The sequence below is a fragment of the Streptomyces sp. ASQP_92 genome (genome assembly GCF_025399895.1).
GTDB lineage: Bacteria > Actinomycetota > Actinomycetes > Streptomycetales > Streptomycetaceae > Streptomyces.
On the sequence record NZ_JAODUA010000011.1, the window covers coordinates 13,324 to 30,339 of the forward strand.

16 protein-coding genes and 1 pseudogene are annotated in these 17,016 nt (G+C 68.5%); 9 read left to right on the plus strand and 8 right to left on the minus strand.

Features of this window, described 5'->3' with window-relative positions; all coding sequences use genetic code 11:
- Positions 1-63 precede the first annotated feature (63 nt).
- The 3 genes and pseudogenes from N4G70_RS37175 to N4G70_RS22415 all read right to left on the minus strand — a co-directional run.
- Positions 64-330, minus strand: a pseudogene (locus N4G70_RS37175) (endonuclease domain-containing protein); the annotation flags it as partial.
- 635 nt (positions 331-965) lie between these two features.
- Positions 966-2,189 (minus strand): serine hydrolase, encoded by a 1,224-nt coding sequence (locus tag N4G70_RS22410; RefSeq protein ID WP_261714482.1) that lies wholly within the window; start codon positions 2,187-2,189, stop codon positions 966-968.
- Positions 2,190-2,262: 73 nt separating this feature from the next.
- Positions 2,263-3,606 (minus strand): M48 family metallopeptidase, encoded by a 1,344-nt coding sequence (locus N4G70_RS22415; protein WP_261714483.1) that lies wholly within the window; start codon positions 3,604-3,606, stop codon positions 2,263-2,265.
- A 253-nt stretch (positions 3,607-3,859) separates the two neighbouring features.
- Between N4G70_RS22415 and N4G70_RS22420 the strand changes: the two genes are divergently transcribed.
- The 4 genes from N4G70_RS22420 to N4G70_RS22435 all read left to right on the plus strand — a co-directional run bounded on the left by N4G70_RS22420 (position 3,860) and on the right by N4G70_RS22435 (position 7,114).
- Positions 3,860-4,351 (plus strand): ATP-binding protein, encoded by a 492-nt coding sequence (locus tag N4G70_RS22420; protein ID WP_261714484.1) that lies wholly within the window; start codon positions 3,860-3,862, stop codon positions 4,349-4,351.
- Between the two features lie 522 nt (positions 4,352-4,873).
- Positions 4,874-5,044, plus strand: coding sequence for a hypothetical protein (locus N4G70_RS22425; protein WP_261714485.1), 171 nt, complete (start codon positions 4,874-4,876; stop codon positions 5,042-5,044).
- An 82-nt stretch (positions 5,045-5,126) separates the two neighbouring features.
- A complete protein-coding gene (locus tag N4G70_RS22430) occupies positions 5,127-6,323 on the plus strand; it encodes a cupin domain-containing protein (protein ID WP_261714486.1) in 1,197 nt (398 codons plus the stop codon).
- A gap of 20 nt (positions 6,324-6,343) precedes the next feature.
- On the plus strand, positions 6,344-7,114 hold the full coding sequence (locus N4G70_RS22435; RefSeq protein WP_261714487.1) for an aldo/keto reductase: 771 nt from the start codon (positions 6,344-6,346) through the stop codon (positions 7,112-7,114).
- On the opposite strand, the gene N4G70_RS22440 is transcribed toward N4G70_RS22435, so the two are convergent.
- Positions 7,102-7,959, minus strand: a complete 858-nt coding sequence (locus N4G70_RS22440) for a hypothetical protein (protein WP_261714488.1) — start codon at positions 7,957-7,959, stop codon at positions 7,102-7,104. The genes N4G70_RS22435 and N4G70_RS22440 overlap by 13 nt on opposite strands.
- 125 nt (positions 7,960-8,084) lie before the next feature.
- Between N4G70_RS22440 and N4G70_RS22445 the strand changes: the two genes are divergently transcribed.
- A complete protein-coding gene (locus N4G70_RS22445) occupies positions 8,085-8,459 on the plus strand; it encodes an SDR family oxidoreductase (RefSeq protein ID WP_261714661.1) in 375 nt (124 codons plus the stop codon).
- 483 nt (positions 8,460-8,942) lie between these two features.
- On the opposite strand, the gene N4G70_RS22450 is transcribed toward N4G70_RS22445, so the two are convergent.
- A complete protein-coding gene (locus tag N4G70_RS22450) occupies positions 8,943-9,440 on the minus strand; it encodes a nitroreductase family deazaflavin-dependent oxidoreductase (RefSeq protein ID WP_261714489.1) in 498 nt (165 codons plus the stop codon).
- Between the two features lie 119 nt (positions 9,441-9,559).
- Entirely contained in the window at positions 9,560-10,228 is a 669-nt protein-coding gene (locus tag N4G70_RS22455) for an HtaA domain-containing protein (protein ID WP_261714490.1), read from the minus strand.
- Positions 10,229-10,376: 148 nt separating this feature from the next.
- Here N4G70_RS22455 and N4G70_RS22460 point away from each other — a divergent pair, with 148 nt between their 5' ends.
- The gene (locus N4G70_RS22460) at positions 10,377-11,651 is read left to right on the plus strand and encodes an NAD(P)/FAD-dependent oxidoreductase (RefSeq protein ID WP_261714491.1); all 1,275 of its coding nucleotides are present in this window, start codon (positions 10,377-10,379) and stop codon (positions 11,649-11,651) included.
- A gap of 79 nt (positions 11,652-11,730) precedes the next feature.
- Here N4G70_RS22460 and N4G70_RS22465 read toward each other — a convergent pair whose 3' ends face one another.
- Together N4G70_RS22465 and N4G70_RS22470 are read right to left on the minus strand one after the other, a co-directional pair.
- The gene (locus tag N4G70_RS22465) at positions 11,731-12,714 is read right to left on the minus strand and encodes an SDR family oxidoreductase (RefSeq protein ID WP_261714492.1); all 984 of its coding nucleotides are present in this window, start codon (positions 12,712-12,714) and stop codon (positions 11,731-11,733) included.
- 65 nt (positions 12,715-12,779) lie between these two features.
- Positions 12,780-13,898, minus strand: coding sequence for a wax ester/triacylglycerol synthase family O-acyltransferase (locus N4G70_RS22470; RefSeq protein WP_261714493.1), 1,119 nt, complete (start codon positions 13,896-13,898; stop codon positions 12,780-12,782).
- Between the two features lie 680 nt (positions 13,899-14,578).
- On the opposite strand from N4G70_RS22470, the gene N4G70_RS22475 reads away from it, so the two are divergent.
- The 3 genes from N4G70_RS22475 to N4G70_RS22485 all read left to right on the plus strand — a co-directional run bounded on the left by N4G70_RS22475 (position 14,579) and on the right by N4G70_RS22485 (position 16,959).
- Positions 14,579-16,288, plus strand: coding sequence for a fatty acyl-AMP ligase (locus tag N4G70_RS22475; protein ID WP_261714494.1), 1,710 nt, complete (start codon positions 14,579-14,581; stop codon positions 16,286-16,288).
- Positions 16,285-16,578, plus strand: a complete 294-nt coding sequence (locus tag N4G70_RS22480) for an acyl carrier protein (protein WP_261714495.1) — start codon at positions 16,285-16,287, stop codon at positions 16,576-16,578. The genes N4G70_RS22475 and N4G70_RS22480 overlap by 4 nt, the downstream gene beginning before the upstream one ends.
- Before the next feature lie 123 nt (positions 16,579-16,701).
- The gene (locus N4G70_RS22485) at positions 16,702-16,959 is read left to right on the plus strand and encodes an acyl carrier protein (protein WP_261714496.1); all 258 of its coding nucleotides are present in this window, start codon (positions 16,702-16,704) and stop codon (positions 16,957-16,959) included.
- Positions 16,960-17,016: the final 57 nt, after the last annotated feature.

The following is a 17,016-nucleotide window of genomic DNA, read 5'->3' on the forward strand; positions in this document are numbered from 1 at the left end:
TGGGGTACGCGGACGCCCGTCGGTCGGAAGGAAGGGCCGCATGCGGCTGTACCGACGGATTACTCACCGGCCGGTGCCGATGGCCGGCGGGCGACTCTTCCTTTTCAATCGTCGGGCCGGCGGATCGTTCAGGTAGCCGTTCAACAGGGCGAAGGTCTGGAGCTGCACGGGCAGCGACTCGTACCAGGTGACGCCCCGGACGTTGCACTCGCTGCAGAGGATCCCCCGAACACACTCGCCACAGGTAGTGCCGCGGGGACAACACGCGTGGTCGTGGTCGATGTGCCACTCATCATACTTTCCGAGAGGCTCACCGGAGGTGCAGACTGCGCACTTTTCCCCTGGAAGGCGAGCAGTTCGTCGTAGTCATGCTTGGTCATCTTGAACCGGGCCAGCCGGGTCCGGATGTTCTGGCAGTCATTGCATACACCGCTGAGCGCGGTCCCCCCAGACGTACGGAACTTCTCGACGGCGACGATCTCCTCACACTCGTAGCACTGACCGACTCCGATCGCGCGGATTCGCGCCAATTCCAGAGCAGTCCGCCGGGCCCGGATGCGCGTCGGATCGTTTCCCTTCGCCACCTGCTTGTAGTGCGCGGCGCAGTAACCCCTTCGCGGACTTGGTCCGTATGCAGAAGTCGGCCCGGCACGACTTCCGCTCAATCACCCGCAGCGGGGTGAGTGCCTTGCCGAGCTGCTGCTGGCGGTAGTGCCCTGGGCAGAGCCCCAGGGCTTTCGTCTCCTTGCCGCAACCCTCAAACTCGCAGACCTTTCGCCGGTACGAGTTCACTCTCTCTCGTACCGGACGCAACACCTTCCCGCGCTCCCTCTGCTGGTAGTGGGCAGCACAGAGCCCTTTACAAAAGGCGGTGCGCGAACAACTCCAGCCACGGCCCACGGCCTTGCAGTGATCCATCCCTGTCCTCCAGCCCGGAAGGTGAGCCGCCGTGCGCGTCGCTCGGGTTACTTATGACGACCTGCGGATGTCCTGGCGGGTCCGTTGATGGCCGAACACGTCGGCAATGCCTTGCGCACCGCATCGATCAGTGACGCCGCACGCAGATCGTCCAGGCCGCTGACGATGTGATTCATGACGTAGCCGAAGGCGATGCCGGACTCTGGGTCGGCGAAAGCAAGGGAGCCGCCTCGACCGTTATGGCCGAAGGCGCTGGGCCCGGTCATGGGATTGTCCGCGGTGGGTAGCTGGAATCCGGAGCTGAACCTGCTCGGTGCCACCAGTACCTGGTCCGTCCCGGCCGCCTGTTCTTTGGTCGCCAGCGTCACGGTTTCCGGGGCGAGTAGCCGCACGCCGTCCACCTCGCCGATCAACGCTGCGTACATACGGGCCAGCCCATGCGCGGTCCCGATGCCGTTGGAGGCCGGGAGTTCCGCAGCCTGGACCTCGGGCGAGTTGAAGTCGATCCCCGCAGGGTCGGTGACCATGTAGGCCCTGTTGCTGAGCGAGTTCGGGTCGCTCCAGGCGGCGACTTGCTCCCGTAGTTCCTCGGGGACCAACTCCGGGGGCACGGTGGTGAGGTCCGTATCCGGCTTGCTGTGCACCATACGGCTGACCCAGTCGCGTTTGTCCGCCGGCAGCCCGATGAAGAAGTCGAGGCCCAGCGGGTAGGCGATCTCCTCTGCGAAGAAGCGCCCTGGCGAGCGACCGGAGACCCTGCGGATCACCTCGCCGACCAGCCAGCCCCAGGTCCGGCCGTGATACCCGTGCGCGGTGCCCGGGGTCCACACGGGACGTTGCGCTGCGAGGGCCTGTGCCATCGGGTGCCAGCGCAGAGCGTCAGCCAGCGGCACCGGCCGGTCCAGCGTGACCAGGCCGGCCTGGTGCGACAGCAGCCAGCGCACCGGGATGTCCGCCTTGCCGTTCGCGGCGAACTCCGGCCAGTACGTGACCACCGGCGCGTCCAAGTCCAGCTCCCCCCGCTGGACGAGGAGATGCACGGCGGTGGCGGTCGCTCCCTTGGTCGCCGAGTAGACGAGTTGCAGGGTGTCGCGCGTCCACGGTCGACCGGTGTCGGGGTCGGCGATACCGCCCCACAGGTCGACCACCGGGCGGCCGTGCCAGTACACGCACACCGCCGCACCGATGTCTCCGTGCTGGGCGAAGTTCTCCGCGAACGCCTCGCGCACCGGCTCGAACCCAGCCGCGACCTCACCGTCGATCATCGTCATGCTGTCCATCGTGGCACCCTGCGCCACCTGCTCACAGGGATGGGCTGAGGGTAGGCGCCCGAGCGGACCGGCATCAGGAGGCGACCGGCAGTGCCTTCAAGCGCTCACGAAACTCTCGGACGGCTGGAACGGATGTGTTCGGTTCGAGCCGTGCGGAGAACTCCTTCAGGCGTCCCAGCGCCCGCATGGAGCTGACCTCGTCTTCGAGGAGTGCGGCGCCCCGGTTCGCCGCGTCGAGCGCTCCGTCCAGGTCGTTTCCGGCGAGTCGGGCTTCGGCCAGGCGGGCAGTTCGGACGGCCATGTCACGTGGCGCGGCCCTGTTCACCGAAGTCTCCAACGCACTTGTCGCGCGCGCCACTTGCCCCGCCCGAAGTAAGACCTTTCCTTCGGTCGACTTGAGCTGGGCCTCGCCGAACCAGTCGAGCCAGTCGGGGTCTTCGCCTTCTGTGTGGCGCTCCCAGTGGGACGTTGCACGGTGAAGCGCAGTGCCGGCCCTTTGGTGGTCACCATCGCGGGACAGCGCTTCGGCCTTGTGCAGGTAGAGGAAGGACTGGGTGTACGGCGACAGCGTTCGCGGAGCGTTGTCGATGGCGGTGGAGATGAGGGCGACTCGCTCGGCAGTGCGGCCGGCCTCCGAGACATGCACCCCCATCTCAGCCAGGACGAAGGCGCCGAAGGCGTCGTCCCCTGCCGTACGAGCGCTGCGCAGCGCTCCGACGTAGTACTGCTGGCCTGCGGAGCGCAGCCCCGCGTCGTAGGCCATCCAGCCGGTCAGGTGTGACACGCGGGCGGCCAGAGCGTAGAGGCGAAGCCGGATTGCTTCCGTGTACCGGGCTGCGTTGAGAAGACCGGTGATCAGAGCGAGGTCACCGCGGGCCTGCTCCAGGAGTCGGGCTCCGCCTAGATGGTCGTCGAGCGTGCGGAGGGTGCTGATTCGCTGCTCGATCGTCGAGACCATCGTGTCAGTGACGCGATCCCCGCTGAACGCCGAGGCGAAAGCCGCGGGCGCCTCGGCCCAGCTCGCCGCGAGCCCTGTGAGGGCGGCGCCGGTGATCGTGAGGAAGCCTCGGCGGTCCAGGCGTCCGCTCCCTACCAGGTCTGTCAGGGCCTCAACAGTTCCGGCCTCGTTCCAGGGCGTGTCGAGCCCGGTCACTTCCCATACGGGTAGCCAGTGCGGCCAGGGCGTAGCTTGCGCCTGTTCAGTGGGCACTTCCAACAGGCTGGCGAGCACGTATCGAGCGTCAGCGTCCGGCTCCTGGCCCTGCTCCCACTTCCACACGGTGGTGCGGTTGGTCGCGAGTGGGATTCCGAGCGTTTTCCCATGGGCCTGCATGATTCGAGCGAATTCGGCCTTGCCCCAGCCGTGCAACTGCCGGATGTAGGTGAGCGGGTGGATCGCTAACGGATCACCAGGCACGTCATCACTCCCGTCATCCCGTCGCGGCGTCGCTCGGGGGCTGCTTTCCCTGCACGTGCGTGGAAGGGCGTCCCCAGGAGGAACCCCCTAGAAACGTTCCGGGCTTGCCCACCCGGGTCGTTGACTGAGATCAGCCGTCCAGGGGGCAGCGCATCGAGCGTCCGCTACTGGATGGCCACCTCAGATCGGCGGCTCCATCTCTGTGTCCCCTATCGGGGATGGAGCCGCTCACCAGTTTTCGGAGGCTTCCGCCATGCCTACGCTCGTAACTCGTTTCGCCCTCGCGGGGACGAGGGAAGAGGTATCTCCCTTGCGCTGCAAGGTCGTTAACAAGGTGCGCGCTTGGGGCGTCCCTCTGGCTGATGAGACGGCGGACGAGATCAGTCTCATCGCTTCCGAGCTGGTTACCAATGCCGTGCTCCACGGGGACGGGCCCGTCATCGTCACGTTGCGCCATCGGCCGGGCAACCTCGTGATCGAAGTACAGGACGGCAACCCCCGAGCGCCAAGGGCGCAATGTCCAGATGCAGAGGAGGAGGGTGGACGGGGTCTGATCCTGGTCGGTTTCCTCGCAGCGCGGTCGGGCTGGGAACCCGTCACCGGCGGAAAGCAGGTGTGGGCCGAGATCGAGCTTCCGAAGGCGGCACCTGCCGTTCGAGCCTCGGTTCTACGTCAGTTCTTCGCGGCTCGACCGAACACTCCCAACCACGCCGCGCCTGAGTCACTCACTCTGGCGATCGCCTGATGAGACGGCACTCCCTACGCCCGACACCATTGCCCGACCCCGAGGTCGTCTTCCGTTCGACCCGAAGAGATATCGACCCGGCCACAGGCCGGCCCGCAGCGCAGGCGCTCTGGGACCGCCACGACTGGGAGCCACGCGGTGAATGCTGGTTGTGGTGCGGGCGTCATGACGTCGAGGTGACGTGGATCGGCCCCGTCCTCTCCAGCGGCATGCATGCGGCTCTCTACTCCTGTCGCGCCTGCCTGTACGAGCTGGATCAACGGGTCCTGCAAGCCAACATGCGCCAGGACGTCCCTCTCCCCGAGGACGCGGGACCGAAACCGCACCGCTCTGCGCACTCCGCGGGCATCCACACCGCTCCTCTGAACGCCGCCCCCGCGTCTTCATTCCCCCGCGGCCGTGGGGGCGGCTCGCTCTGAGCGCTTCTGCCATCGCGCCAAGTGAAGGCGAAGCCAGCACGCGGCCTCAACAGACTTCCCGCCCGGGACCCCGGCGGGAGAACCGAAGAGGAAGGAGCACGAGGTGGCACAGAGTACGACGACAACGCCGCCGGCCCCCAGTGGCCTCCTGGTGGCGGTGGAGGAACTGGCCGCCGTCCACGACCGGTACGACAGCCTGCGGTCCGACAACCAGGGAAGCTCCGGCGACTCGCCGTGGCCGGGCGGTGACGGAAACCTGACCGACACCGAGTAGCACCAAGCGGCGGGGGCGGCAGGGACCGTCGTGTCGCCCCCGCCGTGCCCACGTTCACGTAACCGCATTGCAGGAGGCAGTGATGGAACACCAACTGATCAGCGGCATCGAGAGGGCGTTGGGGTGGAGCGGCCCAGAAGAGATCGGCAAGGGCTTAGCGCGCGGCAACGTGGGCGACCCTGCCCTCGTCTCCCGCATCCTCACCCCCAACCGCCTGCTCGACATCGCGATGCGCAGGAGCCTCAGCCGCCCGCAGTTCCGGTGCTTCCAGAAGGGCGACGAAGTCCACCCCGCCGTCTACTACACCGACAGCGTCAGTCCTCGTGGCCAGAGCATCCCCATGGTCAACATGCGCAGTCTGGGTCGGCTGCTGGACGAAGGCGCGACGCTCATCCTCGACCAGGCCAACGTCTTCGACCCGACGATGGAAGTCGCCTGCCGGGCGTTGCAGTGGTGGTCGCACGAGCGGGTTCAGGTCAACGCGTACCTGACGACGAACGAAGCGGCGGGCTTCCCTCTGCACTGGGACGACCACGACGTGGTGATCATCCAGCTCGCGGGCGAGAAGGAGTGGGAGGTACGGGGCACTTCCCGCCCGGTGCCGATGTACCGGGACGCCGATCCCAACAGCACCCCGACCGACGAGGTCGTCTGGTCCGGCCTGATGAGGACCGGCGACGTCATGCACATCCCCCGGGGCCACTGGCACCAGGCGACCCGCACGGGCAGCGGCTCGGGAAAGAGCCTCCACGTGACGTTCGGCATCACCAAGCGCACCGGAGCGAGCTGGCTGGCGTGGCTGGGTGACTGGTGCCGCGAGCAGGAGATCTTCCGCCACGACCTGGACCGTCGGGACCAGACCGGCGGCGAAGCTCTGGCCGAAGCCGCCGCCCGTCTGGTCAGCGAGCGCTCGCCGGCCGACTACCTGGCCGCGTACGAGCAGGCGACGACGCTTCCCCGACACGTCCCGTACCTCGACATCCTGGCCCCGCTCGACGCCGTGGTGTGCACCACCCACTTCCCGCCGCGGCTTCAGGAGAGCGGGGAGACCGTCACCGTCGTGGCGTCGGGCAAGCGGCTCACCCTCGCGGCCAAGGCCGTACCCGCGCTCCGGCTGTTGCTCAGCGGACGTCCCGTTCGCTTGGAGCACGCGGCGGCTCTCGTCGGGGCCGAGGTGTCGGAAGTAGCCGAGATCCTGGTGAAGGAGGAACTGTGCGCGACCCTGACCCCCGAGTTGTCCTCGGGCTACACCGGTCTCGTCATGAACGCCGTCTCCTGACAGGCGCCTTGGACCTCGGCGTGACCGCGCTCGACACCAGCACCAACTATCTCGGCTTCCGGTCGCACGAGGTTCTGGCACGGACCGCCGGCGATCTGTTACCGAAGTTCCACCTCTCCACCAAGGTTGGCTACTTCCCAGGCAGCAGCGGGGCCGAGCACTCCCTCGACCCCATACGGCTACACACCGCGGTGGAGGAGGCGGCCCGCGACCTCGGGCGAGAGCCGGACCTGGTGTTCCTGCACAACCCGGAACACTCGCTCACGCCGAGCACCGCCCGGTCCCGCGCAGCCCTGGCCGACGCGTGCGCAGCCCTCGACAGTGCGAGATCGCGGGGACTGTGTGGCGCATGGGGCGTCGCGACCTGGGATCCTACGGCGCTGCCGCCCCTGGTCGACGCTTCTGTGCCGACGCCTTCGACGCTCATGGTGCGCGCCGGACTGCTGGTGGGCGCAGGAACACTCGATGCGGCCGAAGCTCTGATGGAAGCGTGGAACCTGGGAGCGGGCGCGATGTGGGGAATGAGTCCCTTCGGCGGCAGCACCAGGGCACCGGTATGGGCTCGGGTCGACCCCCGCGTCTTCCTCCACGACGGCCGTCGCTACTCCCGCGCGCAGGCGGCCTTCCGAGCCGCCTACCAACTTCCGAACGTCAGTGCCGTAGCCGTCGGCACTGACGAACCCGCGCACCTCGGGGAACTCGTCGGCGCCCTGGCCGGCACCCCCGACGAACAGACAGTGACCGAGTACCGCACGCTGCTCCGCGACCGCCTGCGCACTCAGTCCATCTGAAGGTCCCCGACGATCTGTTCCGCCATTCGCCGAGCCGGCTCCAGTCGCGGATCCTGCGGGTGGGCGTCCGGGCCGAGGAGCTTCGCGCACACGAAGAGCGTCATCAGCTTGCCGTCCCGGCTTGCGAAGTCAGCGTGCCGCTCCCGCCACACGCGGTCGGCCAGATCCGGGACGGCAAGTGAACTCGCCCACAGAGATGCGGAATCCAACCCGCGCGGTGCGTTCCCCCAGTCCTCCCAGTCGAAGAGACAAAACGCCGGCGCACTCATGTTGGCCCAGTTCAGATCCGCATGGGCGGGCACCCACCGTTCAACGGTGGCGTCGATGGGGCTGGAGAACACGCCGTGGATGGTCTTGGTGACGAGGCCCTGAGTGATGAACTCGGTGTCCGGCGAGGCGACGCGACTCGTGCTTTGCGCGGCGAGAGCGTCCAGCGACGTGTTGAACGCGCGCCACCATTCGTCCGAGAGCTTGGGATCCTCGCTCAGCACGGCGGTACCGATGGGATCTCCCGGCAGGAGCCCTGTTTCGTCGGCACGCCACATGGCGGGCTCGTCCGCGTCCCGCCACACCACGCTTCCCTGCCATACGGTTTGGGCGACGCCCATCAAACGTGCAGCGCACTCGGTACCGTTCCAGCCCTGATCGCTGATCTTGCTCAGCAGACGGCGCTCGATCCGCACCCAGGTATCGCGGTCCGTCCGGGCCCCCACGGAACGGCGCTTGCGCACCACGGTGTTCCGGTCGAAGCGCGTCTGAAGCGACCGCTCGACACGATCAAGAACCTCGTCGACTGGCTGAACTCGCAGATCGACAGAATGACCGGCGGGAACCGAAAGCGTCATGGGGCGACCGTAGCAGCGGGCCCGCTCCATTCAATCCGTCCCAACCTCTTCTAGTTCGCCGGGGACACACACGAACGTCCCCGACATGACTGGATCCCCGCCCCCCCCAGGCCCGCAATGCCCTCATCACCGGCGGCGCCACAGGCATCGGCGCCGAGATCGGACGTGCACTCGCCGCCGCCGGAGCCATCGTCGCCGCCAATCACTTCGGCCAGGACCCCGACGCACATGCCGTCCTCACCGCCTTCGGGCGCGACGGAAGCCCCGGCATCGCGGTGAAAGCCGACCTGACCGACCCCACCGCTGTGCAGACCATGGCCGACCTCGTCAGCGCCGAGATCGGCCCCATCGACATCCTCGTCAACAACGTCGGCTCTTACCCCGGCGTCTCCTGGCAGGACACTGACGAAGCCGCCTGGCACTACTCCCTCGACGTGAACCTCACCTCCCGCCAACCCCTTCGTACGGCCGTCAGACACTCCCGAACTCATCGCCATTGATCAAGCCCAGGGCTTTACGGTGACTCCTGAAGCCATGAACAAAAGATTCCCGATCTCTTGCGTGCAAAGCCACCGCGCCGTCCTCGGAAACCACACCCGAGGGAGTCGGCTTGCGGATGAGCTCTTGCGGGGCAGCCCGAGCTTGCATCCTGCCCGGACACGGGTGGCCGATCAGCCCTGCCGGGCAGTGGTGTGGCCGCCACAATTCCGCGGTGGCGGCCACACGCCCCGTTGAGGGCTAGGAAGGCTTCCCGTCGTTCCCCGGCCGTGGGCCTCCGGGGCTGGAAGTGATCACGGCCCAGCAGCGAGAAACATTGCCTGACTCCGTTCTAAGGCTGTGTGGGTCCGGCTGTAAGGGGCCATATGGCCCGGGTTTGCACCGAATGGCCCTACCGGAAGACTGCCGCCCGTGCCCCTCGCGAGATGGTCGTCCCGGGTGCTGCACACGATCCGTCAGGGTGCCCTGAGCCAGGGGGTGGGAGGTCATTGGCCTGTGATCTGGCGACGGGTGAGTCGAAAGACGCGGATCTCCCGGTCGGTGCGCCTCCGGCATGCTTCGTACGGCGGCCAGAAGGCGACGATCGCGGGCCATCGGGCGTCCCTCTCGTGCTGCGACAGGTGAGTCGCGAGAACGGGGATGTCGCGGCCTCGCCAGTTGATCATCGCGTGGGGTTGCTGCCGCAGATTGGCGGTCCATCCCGGGTGGCTTGGCTTGCCGAAGTTACTCCCGATCACCAGCCACCGGTCCGGTTCCTCAGTGATGCACAGCAGAGGGGTGCGTCGGGGCTGCCCGCTTTGCGCGCCCGTGGTCGTCAGGATGAGACCGCTCTTGGGATCAGGGAGTGTGAAGAAGAGGCTCCTGCCCCGGGTGATGCGGTGGAACGAACGGTCGATGGAGGGCATCAGGGGTGGCAGGACCCTGTTCGGGCTCTCCAGCGCCATCACCTTGTGCACCAGCGACATTCCCAGGCGTCCGTTCACGAGGGTGGGTTTCCTTTGCTGGTGGGCGGGTGCCTCGTGCCCAGCGGTATGTGAGCGAGAGGCAGGGGCGCCGCCAGCCGGGGGTACGGATGGCGGCGGTCCAGTGGGGGGAGGGCTGGTTACGGCTTCGGCAGGCCGCTGAACGGGTTGGTGATCTCTGCGTGCCCGTCGAAGGTGAAAAGCGCCTTTCCGACGGCTACGGGCGTGGCAGCGAATGCTTTCGTGAAGGCTGCACCGCCCGCGGCCGTGAGGCTCAGCGGGATGCCCTTGGTGTCGACGGTGGTGGGCGTGAATGTCACTCGGTTCAAGGACACCGGGTAGCGGAACAGTTCGATGTTCTTGGCCGCCGGCCCGCCGTCCGCGGCGGCGTCGGCGCTGGTGTAGCCCTCGCCGAGGCGGATGTGAATCTGGACGTTGGTCAAGTCGAGTCGGTGCCCGCGGCCGGCGAAGCGCATGCCTCCCTTGAGGGGGATCTCTCCGCCGGTGAGGTTCGGAGACAGGGAGCCGGATCCGGGGAACGTGACACAGTTGCCGTCGCCGGTCGCGGGGGCGACGGCCCCGAACGTCAAGCCCTGCGTGGTCAGAGCCCGAGCCGCCTCGGTGGTCAGGCAGACGGTGCCTTTGCCCCGGACGGGAAGGCTGGGCGCGAAAGCGCCGGCTTGGACGGCCGTGATGCTGACCAGGGCTGCGGCGGTGAGCGCGAGTGCGGCGACACGCTTCTTGGAATGGAAGATCTTCACGCCGCCGGTAACGAGTGGCCGGCCGAGGCGCAACGCCGCGCAGGCCATGATCACTCGTACGGTACGGCACCCCTCCAAGCCCTCCGCTGGAGCCGCTCCGTCACCTGCCTCCTCGTGGAACCGGTTTCCAGGCTGCGCCATACCGGGCGGGCTCCGGAGCCGTTAGTAGGGGTCTACGGCAGAGAGGGATCGACGTATGCGCGACGAAGCGGGATACGACGTGGTGATCAGCGGAGCGAGTATCGCGGGGTGCGCGGCAGCGGTGCTGCTGGCCCGGCAGGGCGCTCGGGTCGCCTTGCTGGAGCGGCGCAGGGACCCGGGCTCGTACAAGGTGCTGTGTACGCACTACCTCCAGCCCTCCGCCCGCCCGGTCCTTGAGGAACTCGGGTTGACCGCGGCTCTGGAGGCAGCCGGGGCGGTACGTGCGTACGGGCGCTGGTACACCCGCTGGGGATGGGCCGAACCCAGGACGGGGCAGAGGGGCGAGTCTGTTCCCTACGCCTACAACATCCGGCGAAGCGTCCTGGACAGACTGCTGCGGGACCACGCGGCCGCCACGCCCGGTGTCGACGTTCTGCTCGGCCACACAGTGATCGGGTTGCTCAGCGAGGGCGGCCGCACGGTGGGGGTGCGGGCGCGGACCGCTCACGGGGAGCGGGAGATGCGGGCCCTCCTGGTGGTGGGTGCTGACGGAAACAACTCCGAGGTCGCCCGATGCGCCGGAGTGCCGACCCGCGTTCATGCCAATGCGCGGTTCAGTTACTTCGCCCATTTCCGCAATCTGCCCACCCCGGACGGTCTGAGCCAGACCTGGTTCCTCGAACCGGACGTGGCGTACGCGCTGCCCACGGACGACGGGGTGACGGTCATGGGTGTCAGCCCGGACAGCAAGAAGCTCCCGGCGTTCCGGGCCGATCTGGAGAACAGCTTCATGGCCTTCCTGCGGGAACTGCCCGGTGACCTCCCCATCGACGCAGCGGAGCGGGTCACGAAGATCACCGGTACGACCCATTACCCCTTGTACTCGCGCCGGCCGACGGGGCGGGGGCTCGCGCTGATCGGCGACGCGGCGACGACCAGCGACCCGGTGTGGGGCGTCGGGTGCGGCTGGGCACTCCAGTCCGCCCAGTGGTTGGCGCAGACGGTGGGCCCGGCCGTGACGGGGGATGCGGACCTGGAGCGGGCTCTCAGGGCGTACCGCCGCCGGCATCGGCGGGGGCTGTGGGCGCACCAGTTCATGATTGCGGACTATGCGAAGCGGCGCCGTTTCAACCTGTTCGAGCGGCTGATGTTCGCTGCGGCGGCTCGGGATGCGGATGTCGCCCGGCATTTGCACCGTTTCGCGGCGCGGTTGATCGGGCCTGTGCAACTGATGAGCCCCGGCGCGGTGGCCAAGGCGCTGCTCGTGGTGCTCAGGCATCGGGGCCGGCCGCTGGCGGTGTCCCGTCAGGTGGTGCATGAAGCTCCGTAGAGCCCGGTCGCGGAGAGGGCGACGCATTCTCTTGCCGTCCTATACATGTGCCGTCAGTTCCTCACGGTGGTGGATCCGGTCACGCATCCCACGGGGCACAGCGCCGGACGTTGTGTGTGAGGGCCTCCAGCGCCGCGGTCCTGGTGAGTTGAGCAGGGAGCAGGCGACGCAAGTCGCAGGGCAGGGGCGGTTGGGTGGGCGGCTGGAAGCCCAGTTGCGCCATGCGGCCCATGCCGTGGGTGCGACGGTGACGGGCGGCGGGCGGGGACAGCAGCGGAGTGGGGACGGGCCGGCCCGCTTCCCTCAACAGGTCGGTGCAGGCTTGCGCGACGTCGGCCGCCGTCAGCCGCGCGGGCCCGGCCGTCACCCAATGGATGCCGGGTGCGGTGGCATCCCCGTGCAACTGGGCGTCGACCAGGGCGCTCACGTAGGCGACGAGCATTTCCATGGGCAGGATGTCGCACCAGTGGTCCGGATTGATGGGCAGACCTCCCCGTCGGCCGCGCAGTAGCAGCTCGAACAGGGCGTGGGGGAACTGATGGCGCGGTGCCCCCGTGGCGTGACGGCCGGCGAACAGCAGGGCGGGACGGACGATCGCCACCGGCTGACGGCTCTGGGCGGCGAGATCCTCGGCACGGCGCTTGGAGCGGCTGTAGGCGCGCATCGAGCGGGCGGCAAGGTCGTCACCGGTAACCTCGACGGCGACCGCGGCGGAGGAGAGCAGCACCACCGGTACTTGCGCGTCCGAGGCGAGTTGCATAATCCGCCGGGTGCCTTCGGCGTTGATGTCGTCGAACGCCGTCAGATCGGACGGGGCGAAGGCGGTCAGGGCCGCGCAGTGGACGATGACGTCGACGGCCGCGACCAGATCGTGGTACTGGCGGTGGTCCAGGCCCAGGCCCTCCTGGGTGAGGTCGGCTCGCAGGCAGACGGTGGCGCCAGGGGGTCTGCGGCGGTGGACGAGCGCGGTGACGTCGTAGCGAGAGGTGAGTGCCGGAAGAAGACTTGTCCCGATCACCCCGGTCGAGCCGGTCAGGACAACGGTGGGGCGGGGGGACGTCACAGGATCTCCAGGGTGCTTCCGGATGGCGAAGAGCGAGCGTGTGCAGGGGCGTTCCGGTTCGTCCTTCAGGGGCGGACGGCTCCGGCGAGCTCGCCCAGCGCGTGCTCCCACAGGGAAGGCAGGGCGCGTACGTCCTGTCGCTCCTTGCGGGCGGTGAAGGAGACGGTGGCGCGGGTGCCGTAGAGGAACAGGACGGCGGAGAAGACGTGGCCGGCGGCGAGCGGGGGCAGGGCGATGCCGCCGATCACCGGTGACCCGTCGAAGGCCAGGCTGGTGGGGAGTCCCAGCATCGTCGCGCTGGCCAGGGCGTCACCGGGCGAAAGGGAGGGCTCGATATGCTGCCACAGCAGGGGATGGGGCGCCCGGTCCAGGATGCGGCGGATCTGGTCCCGGGGCCAGGATCGGGTCTGTTCCGTCACACACGCCAGGCGCCGCAGGGCGCTCTTCTCATCCACCGGCAGCGTGAGCCGCAGGTGGCCCATCCGGTTGCCCCTGTCCTGGCGTTCGTGACGTAGACGGACGGTGAACGGGACGCGGACGGGGACGGGTTGTGCCCGCTCGGTCGGCGGCAGCCACGCCCGCAGGGCTCCCGCCAGGGCGGCGAGGTAGATGTCGTTGAGGGAGGCGCCCGAGGCTTGGACGACGGCACGCATGGTGTCCACCGGTACATCCGCCGTGGCCAGCAGCCTGTCCTCGCGGGCGGACGGGGCGGTGGCCCAAGGACGCGGCGCATGTTCGCGCGGCTGCACGAAGGCGGGGGGCGCGGGCGCGCGGGTGTCGAGGAGCTTTCTGATGGTGTGAGCGACGGCCGCTCCGTCCTGGGCCGCGTGATGGACGCGGTAGGACAGGAGGTACTCGCCGTCCCGCTCGGAGTCGAGGAGCCACAGCCCCCATCGTGGCTGGTCGTCTTTGATTGGCTGGTTGGTGGCGATCTCCGCGCCACGGCGTGGGTCGGCCGTGCCGGTCAGGACGTGCACGTGAGCGGCGGCGTCGAAAGACTCGAAACCGCGCCAAGCCTCCTGCCAAGGCAGGCCGTCCAGATATTCGGCCAGAACCGGCAGTCCTGGCAGGCGTGTTGAGATCAGAGCCCGTAGCCGATGCGGGGAGGGGAGGGAGCCGCGTAGCCGTAGCGTGGCGCCCACTACGTATCCGTCATGGGGGCGTTGCCGGGCCCATTCCAGCATGATGCGGTCCTGCGCGGGGCTGAACTGACTTGTTCTGTGGTCAAGTGGGGTACTTCGAACGGGCCGGCCGGAGGGGTCCGATGCGGAGGGGATGGCCGAGCCTCGCGTGCAGGCGACCGGAGCGCCGGGGACGTCGCGTTCGCTGCCACTGGGGATCTTCACCGGCTCTCCGCTCCGTGGGATGGATCCGCTAGGGATTGCTGGCACCGGCGCCGTCCAGCTATGAGAGGCCCGCGGGCTGCCATCGGTGGAACGTGGCCCGGGGCAGTTTGGTTACTGCCCGGACGGGCCGGCGCCCAGGAGAGCGGGCAGGGGCCTTCGCACGCTTCGTCCGTGCTGCGCGCTAATGCGGCTGCCCCGGCATGAACCGTCAGCTCCCTCCTGTCGCTCTCACACCTTCGGTGGCAGGAACCACCCGGATGGCGCAGTCCGCACCGGCTGGGTTACGCCGGGACACAGGGGTGCGGTCAGCATTTGTGTGCCTTCACGACCAGATCGCCGGTGCCTGCACCTTGGCCGTCTGTCCTTGCCGTCCCGCGTCCATTCAACTCCGCAGAAAGGCAGCCCTCGGTATGCCCGACCGCTCCCCGTCCGGCGCCCTGCCGCCTCACGCGACGACGCCACTCGGTGATGGCGCCCACGGGACGAGGGAAGAAGAGCCCTGGGAGCCGCTGCCGGCTGTGGTGAGCCGCCACGCGGCGGCCCGGGGTGACGCCCGCGCGCTGAGCTACGTCAGCTATGGCCAGGACGCGGAAGGCGCCTGGGAGACGCTCACCTTCGCGGAGGTGGACCTTCGGGTGCGAGCGATCGCGTCCGCTCTCGAATCCCGTTTCCCCCTGGGCAGTCGTGTCGCCGTGATGTGTCCCCCGGGGGTCTCCTACGGCCTGGCGTTCTTGTCCTGTCTCTACGCCGGAATGATCGCGGTGCCGCTGTTCCCGCCGGAAGACCCCCGCCGCAGAGCCCAGTTGGAGGCAGTGCTGGCCGACGCGGACCCGGTATGCCTGCTCGCCAGCGGGCCCCAGGGCCCCGATTGCCGGTCGCTCACCGGCGGGCGGGTTCCGGTGTGGCTGGTGGAGGAGAGCGATCCACGGCTTGCCCGTGACTGGTCCGGACGGCGGGCGGGGCCTGGAGAGTCGGCCTACTTGCAGTACACCTCGGGTTCCACGGGCACCCCCAGCGGCGCCGTCATCACGCACGCCAATCTCATGGCGAGCACCGGGCAGGTCACCGAAGGCTGCGGCCTCTCCGCCGGCACGCCCATCGTGAGCTGGCTGCCGATGTTCCACGACATGGGGCTCTCCATCGGGGTGCTCGCGCCCATGGCCGTCGGAGCGCATGTCGCGCTCATGTCGCCGCTGGCATTCATCCAGCGGCCGGTGCGCTGGCTACGCCTGCTCGACGCACACCGCGCCCACTTCAGTGGCGGCCCGAACTTCGCCTACGACCTGTGCGTCCGCAAGGTGCCCGATCCCGCGTCCCTCGGTCTGGACCTGACCTGTGTCCGGGTCCTGACCAACGGAGCGGAACCCGTACGCGTGGGCACGTTGCGGCGCTTCACCGATGCCTTCGCACGGTGCGGCCTGGCCCCGGACACGATCAAGCCGAGCTACGGTCTGGCAGAGGCCACGGTCCTGGTCGCCTGCAACAGAGTCGGCCGGCGGTGGACCGAACTCGACCTCGACGCGGACGCGTTGACGACGGGCCGTATCCGCGTCGTCCACGAGAGCGGGACGGCGCAGCGAGTGACCACCGTGGTCGGCTGCGGCAGACCGGTCGCGCAGGACGTACGCGTGGCGGACCCGGAGACCGGCGTAGAGCAGGCACCGGGCTTCGCCGGGGAGCTGTGGTTGCGCGGGCCCAATGTGGCTGCCGGCTACTGGCGCCAGCCGCACCGCTCGGCCGAGGTGTTCGGGTGCGTCCTCAAGGCTGGCGACCGCATTCATGACGGGTGGTTCCGCACCGGCGATCTGGGGTTCCTGCACGACGGTGACGTCTTCGTCCTGGGCAGGATCAAGGACATCATCATCGCGCACGGCACCAATCACGCCGCCGGCGACATCGAGGACACCGTCCGGCAGGAGCTCGGCGAGGCTGTGCCCGGAGCCGTGGCCGCCTTCGCCGTTCCCGGCGACGACCACGAGGGCGATCGGCTCGTGGTCATGGTGGAACTCGTCGCCGGCCCGGGGAGCGCCGACGGCATCTCACTGCGCCGCCGCGTCCAGACGGCCGTCGCCGCCCGCCACGGGGTCCGCCCCCACGACGTTGTCGCGGTCAAGCGGGGCAGCCTGCCGCGAACCACCAGCGGCAAACTCCGGCGCGCCGACTGCCGCGACCGCTATCTCGCCGAGCACGCCGCCCGATCCGTGTCTGCCGCGGGTACGACGGAATGAGCGGGGCCATCGACCTTCCCGAGGTCACCCAGTGGCTGACCAGCCGTCTGGCCACTCTCCTGGAGGTCCCCACCCAGGAGATCGATACCGAAGGACCTCTGGATGCCCTCGGCGTCACCTCGATGGAAGAAACGATGATCGCCTCCGAGCTGGAGCAGCGGTACGGACTGCTCCTTCCCGTGTCGGAGATGAGGCGCCACCCCAGTGTGGATCTCCTCTGCGCCCACCTCCGCGATCTGGCTGCCGCAAACCCTGCCCAGGGCTCTTCCGAGTGGGAGAGCGCGGTATGAGCAAGCCGCCGGAAACAAGCCGGCTCGCCGAGTAGCGAGCGACGTGATCGCGGCCGGGCCAGCGGGCGTTTGCCTCATGCGACCCCGGAAGGCGCAGCACTCCCGCGGCACCGTACCGCCCCGATGAGCACCACGAACCGAATGGAGAACGCCATGTACGACACCCTCCTCAGGACCCTCGACGACCTCGGCTTCGACATCGAACAGGCCACACCGCAGACCACCTTCCGTGACTTGGAGATGGACTCGCTGTCGCTGGCCGAACTGATGGTCAACGTGTCCGACGAAGCCGGTGTCCTGAACACGGTCGACGTGCTGGACATGACGCTGGGGCAAGCTGCGGAGCGGCTCTCGCACGCCGCAGTGCAGCAGGCCGTATAGGAACCACCGCCCCCCCCGCCCGTGAGTTGGCCGCACGCGCCTGTCCATCGTCGCCCG

What these genes read in the sequence shown, in the direction of transcription:
- N4G70_RS22410 (WP_261714482.1), bottom strand. Translation starts at nt 2,189, where the DNA reads ATGACGATGATCGACGGTGAGGTCGCGGCTGGGTTCGAGCCGGTGCGC.
- N4G70_RS22420 (WP_261714484.1), top strand. Translation starts at nt 3,860, where the DNA reads ATGCCTACGCTCGTAACTCGTTTCGCCCTCGCGGGGACGAGGGAAGAG.
- N4G70_RS22430 (WP_261714486.1), top strand. Translation starts at nt 5,127, where the DNA reads ATGGAACACCAACTGATCAGCGGCATCGAGAGGGCGTTGGGGTGGAGC.
- N4G70_RS22440 (WP_261714488.1), bottom strand. Translation starts at nt 7,959, where the DNA reads ATGACGCTTTCGGTTCCCGCCGGTCATTCTGTCGATCTGCGAGTTCAG.
- N4G70_RS22455 (WP_261714490.1), bottom strand. Translation starts at nt 10,228, where the DNA reads ATGGCCTGCGCGGCGTTGCGCCTCGGCCGGCCACTCGTTACCGGCGGC.
- N4G70_RS22460 (WP_261714491.1), top strand. Translation starts at nt 10,377, where the DNA reads ATGCGCGACGAAGCGGGATACGACGTGGTGATCAGCGGAGCGAGTATC.
- N4G70_RS22470 (WP_261714493.1), bottom strand. Translation starts at nt 13,898, where the DNA reads ATGCTGGAATGGGCCCGGCAACGCCCCCATGACGGATACGTAGTGGGC.
- N4G70_RS22480 (WP_261714495.1), top strand. Translation starts at nt 16,285, where the DNA reads ATGAGCGGGGCCATCGACCTTCCCGAGGTCACCCAGTGGCTGACCAGC.
- N4G70_RS22485 (WP_261714496.1), top strand. Translation starts at nt 16,702, where the DNA reads ATGAGCACCACGAACCGAATGGAGAACGCCATGTACGACACCCTCCTC.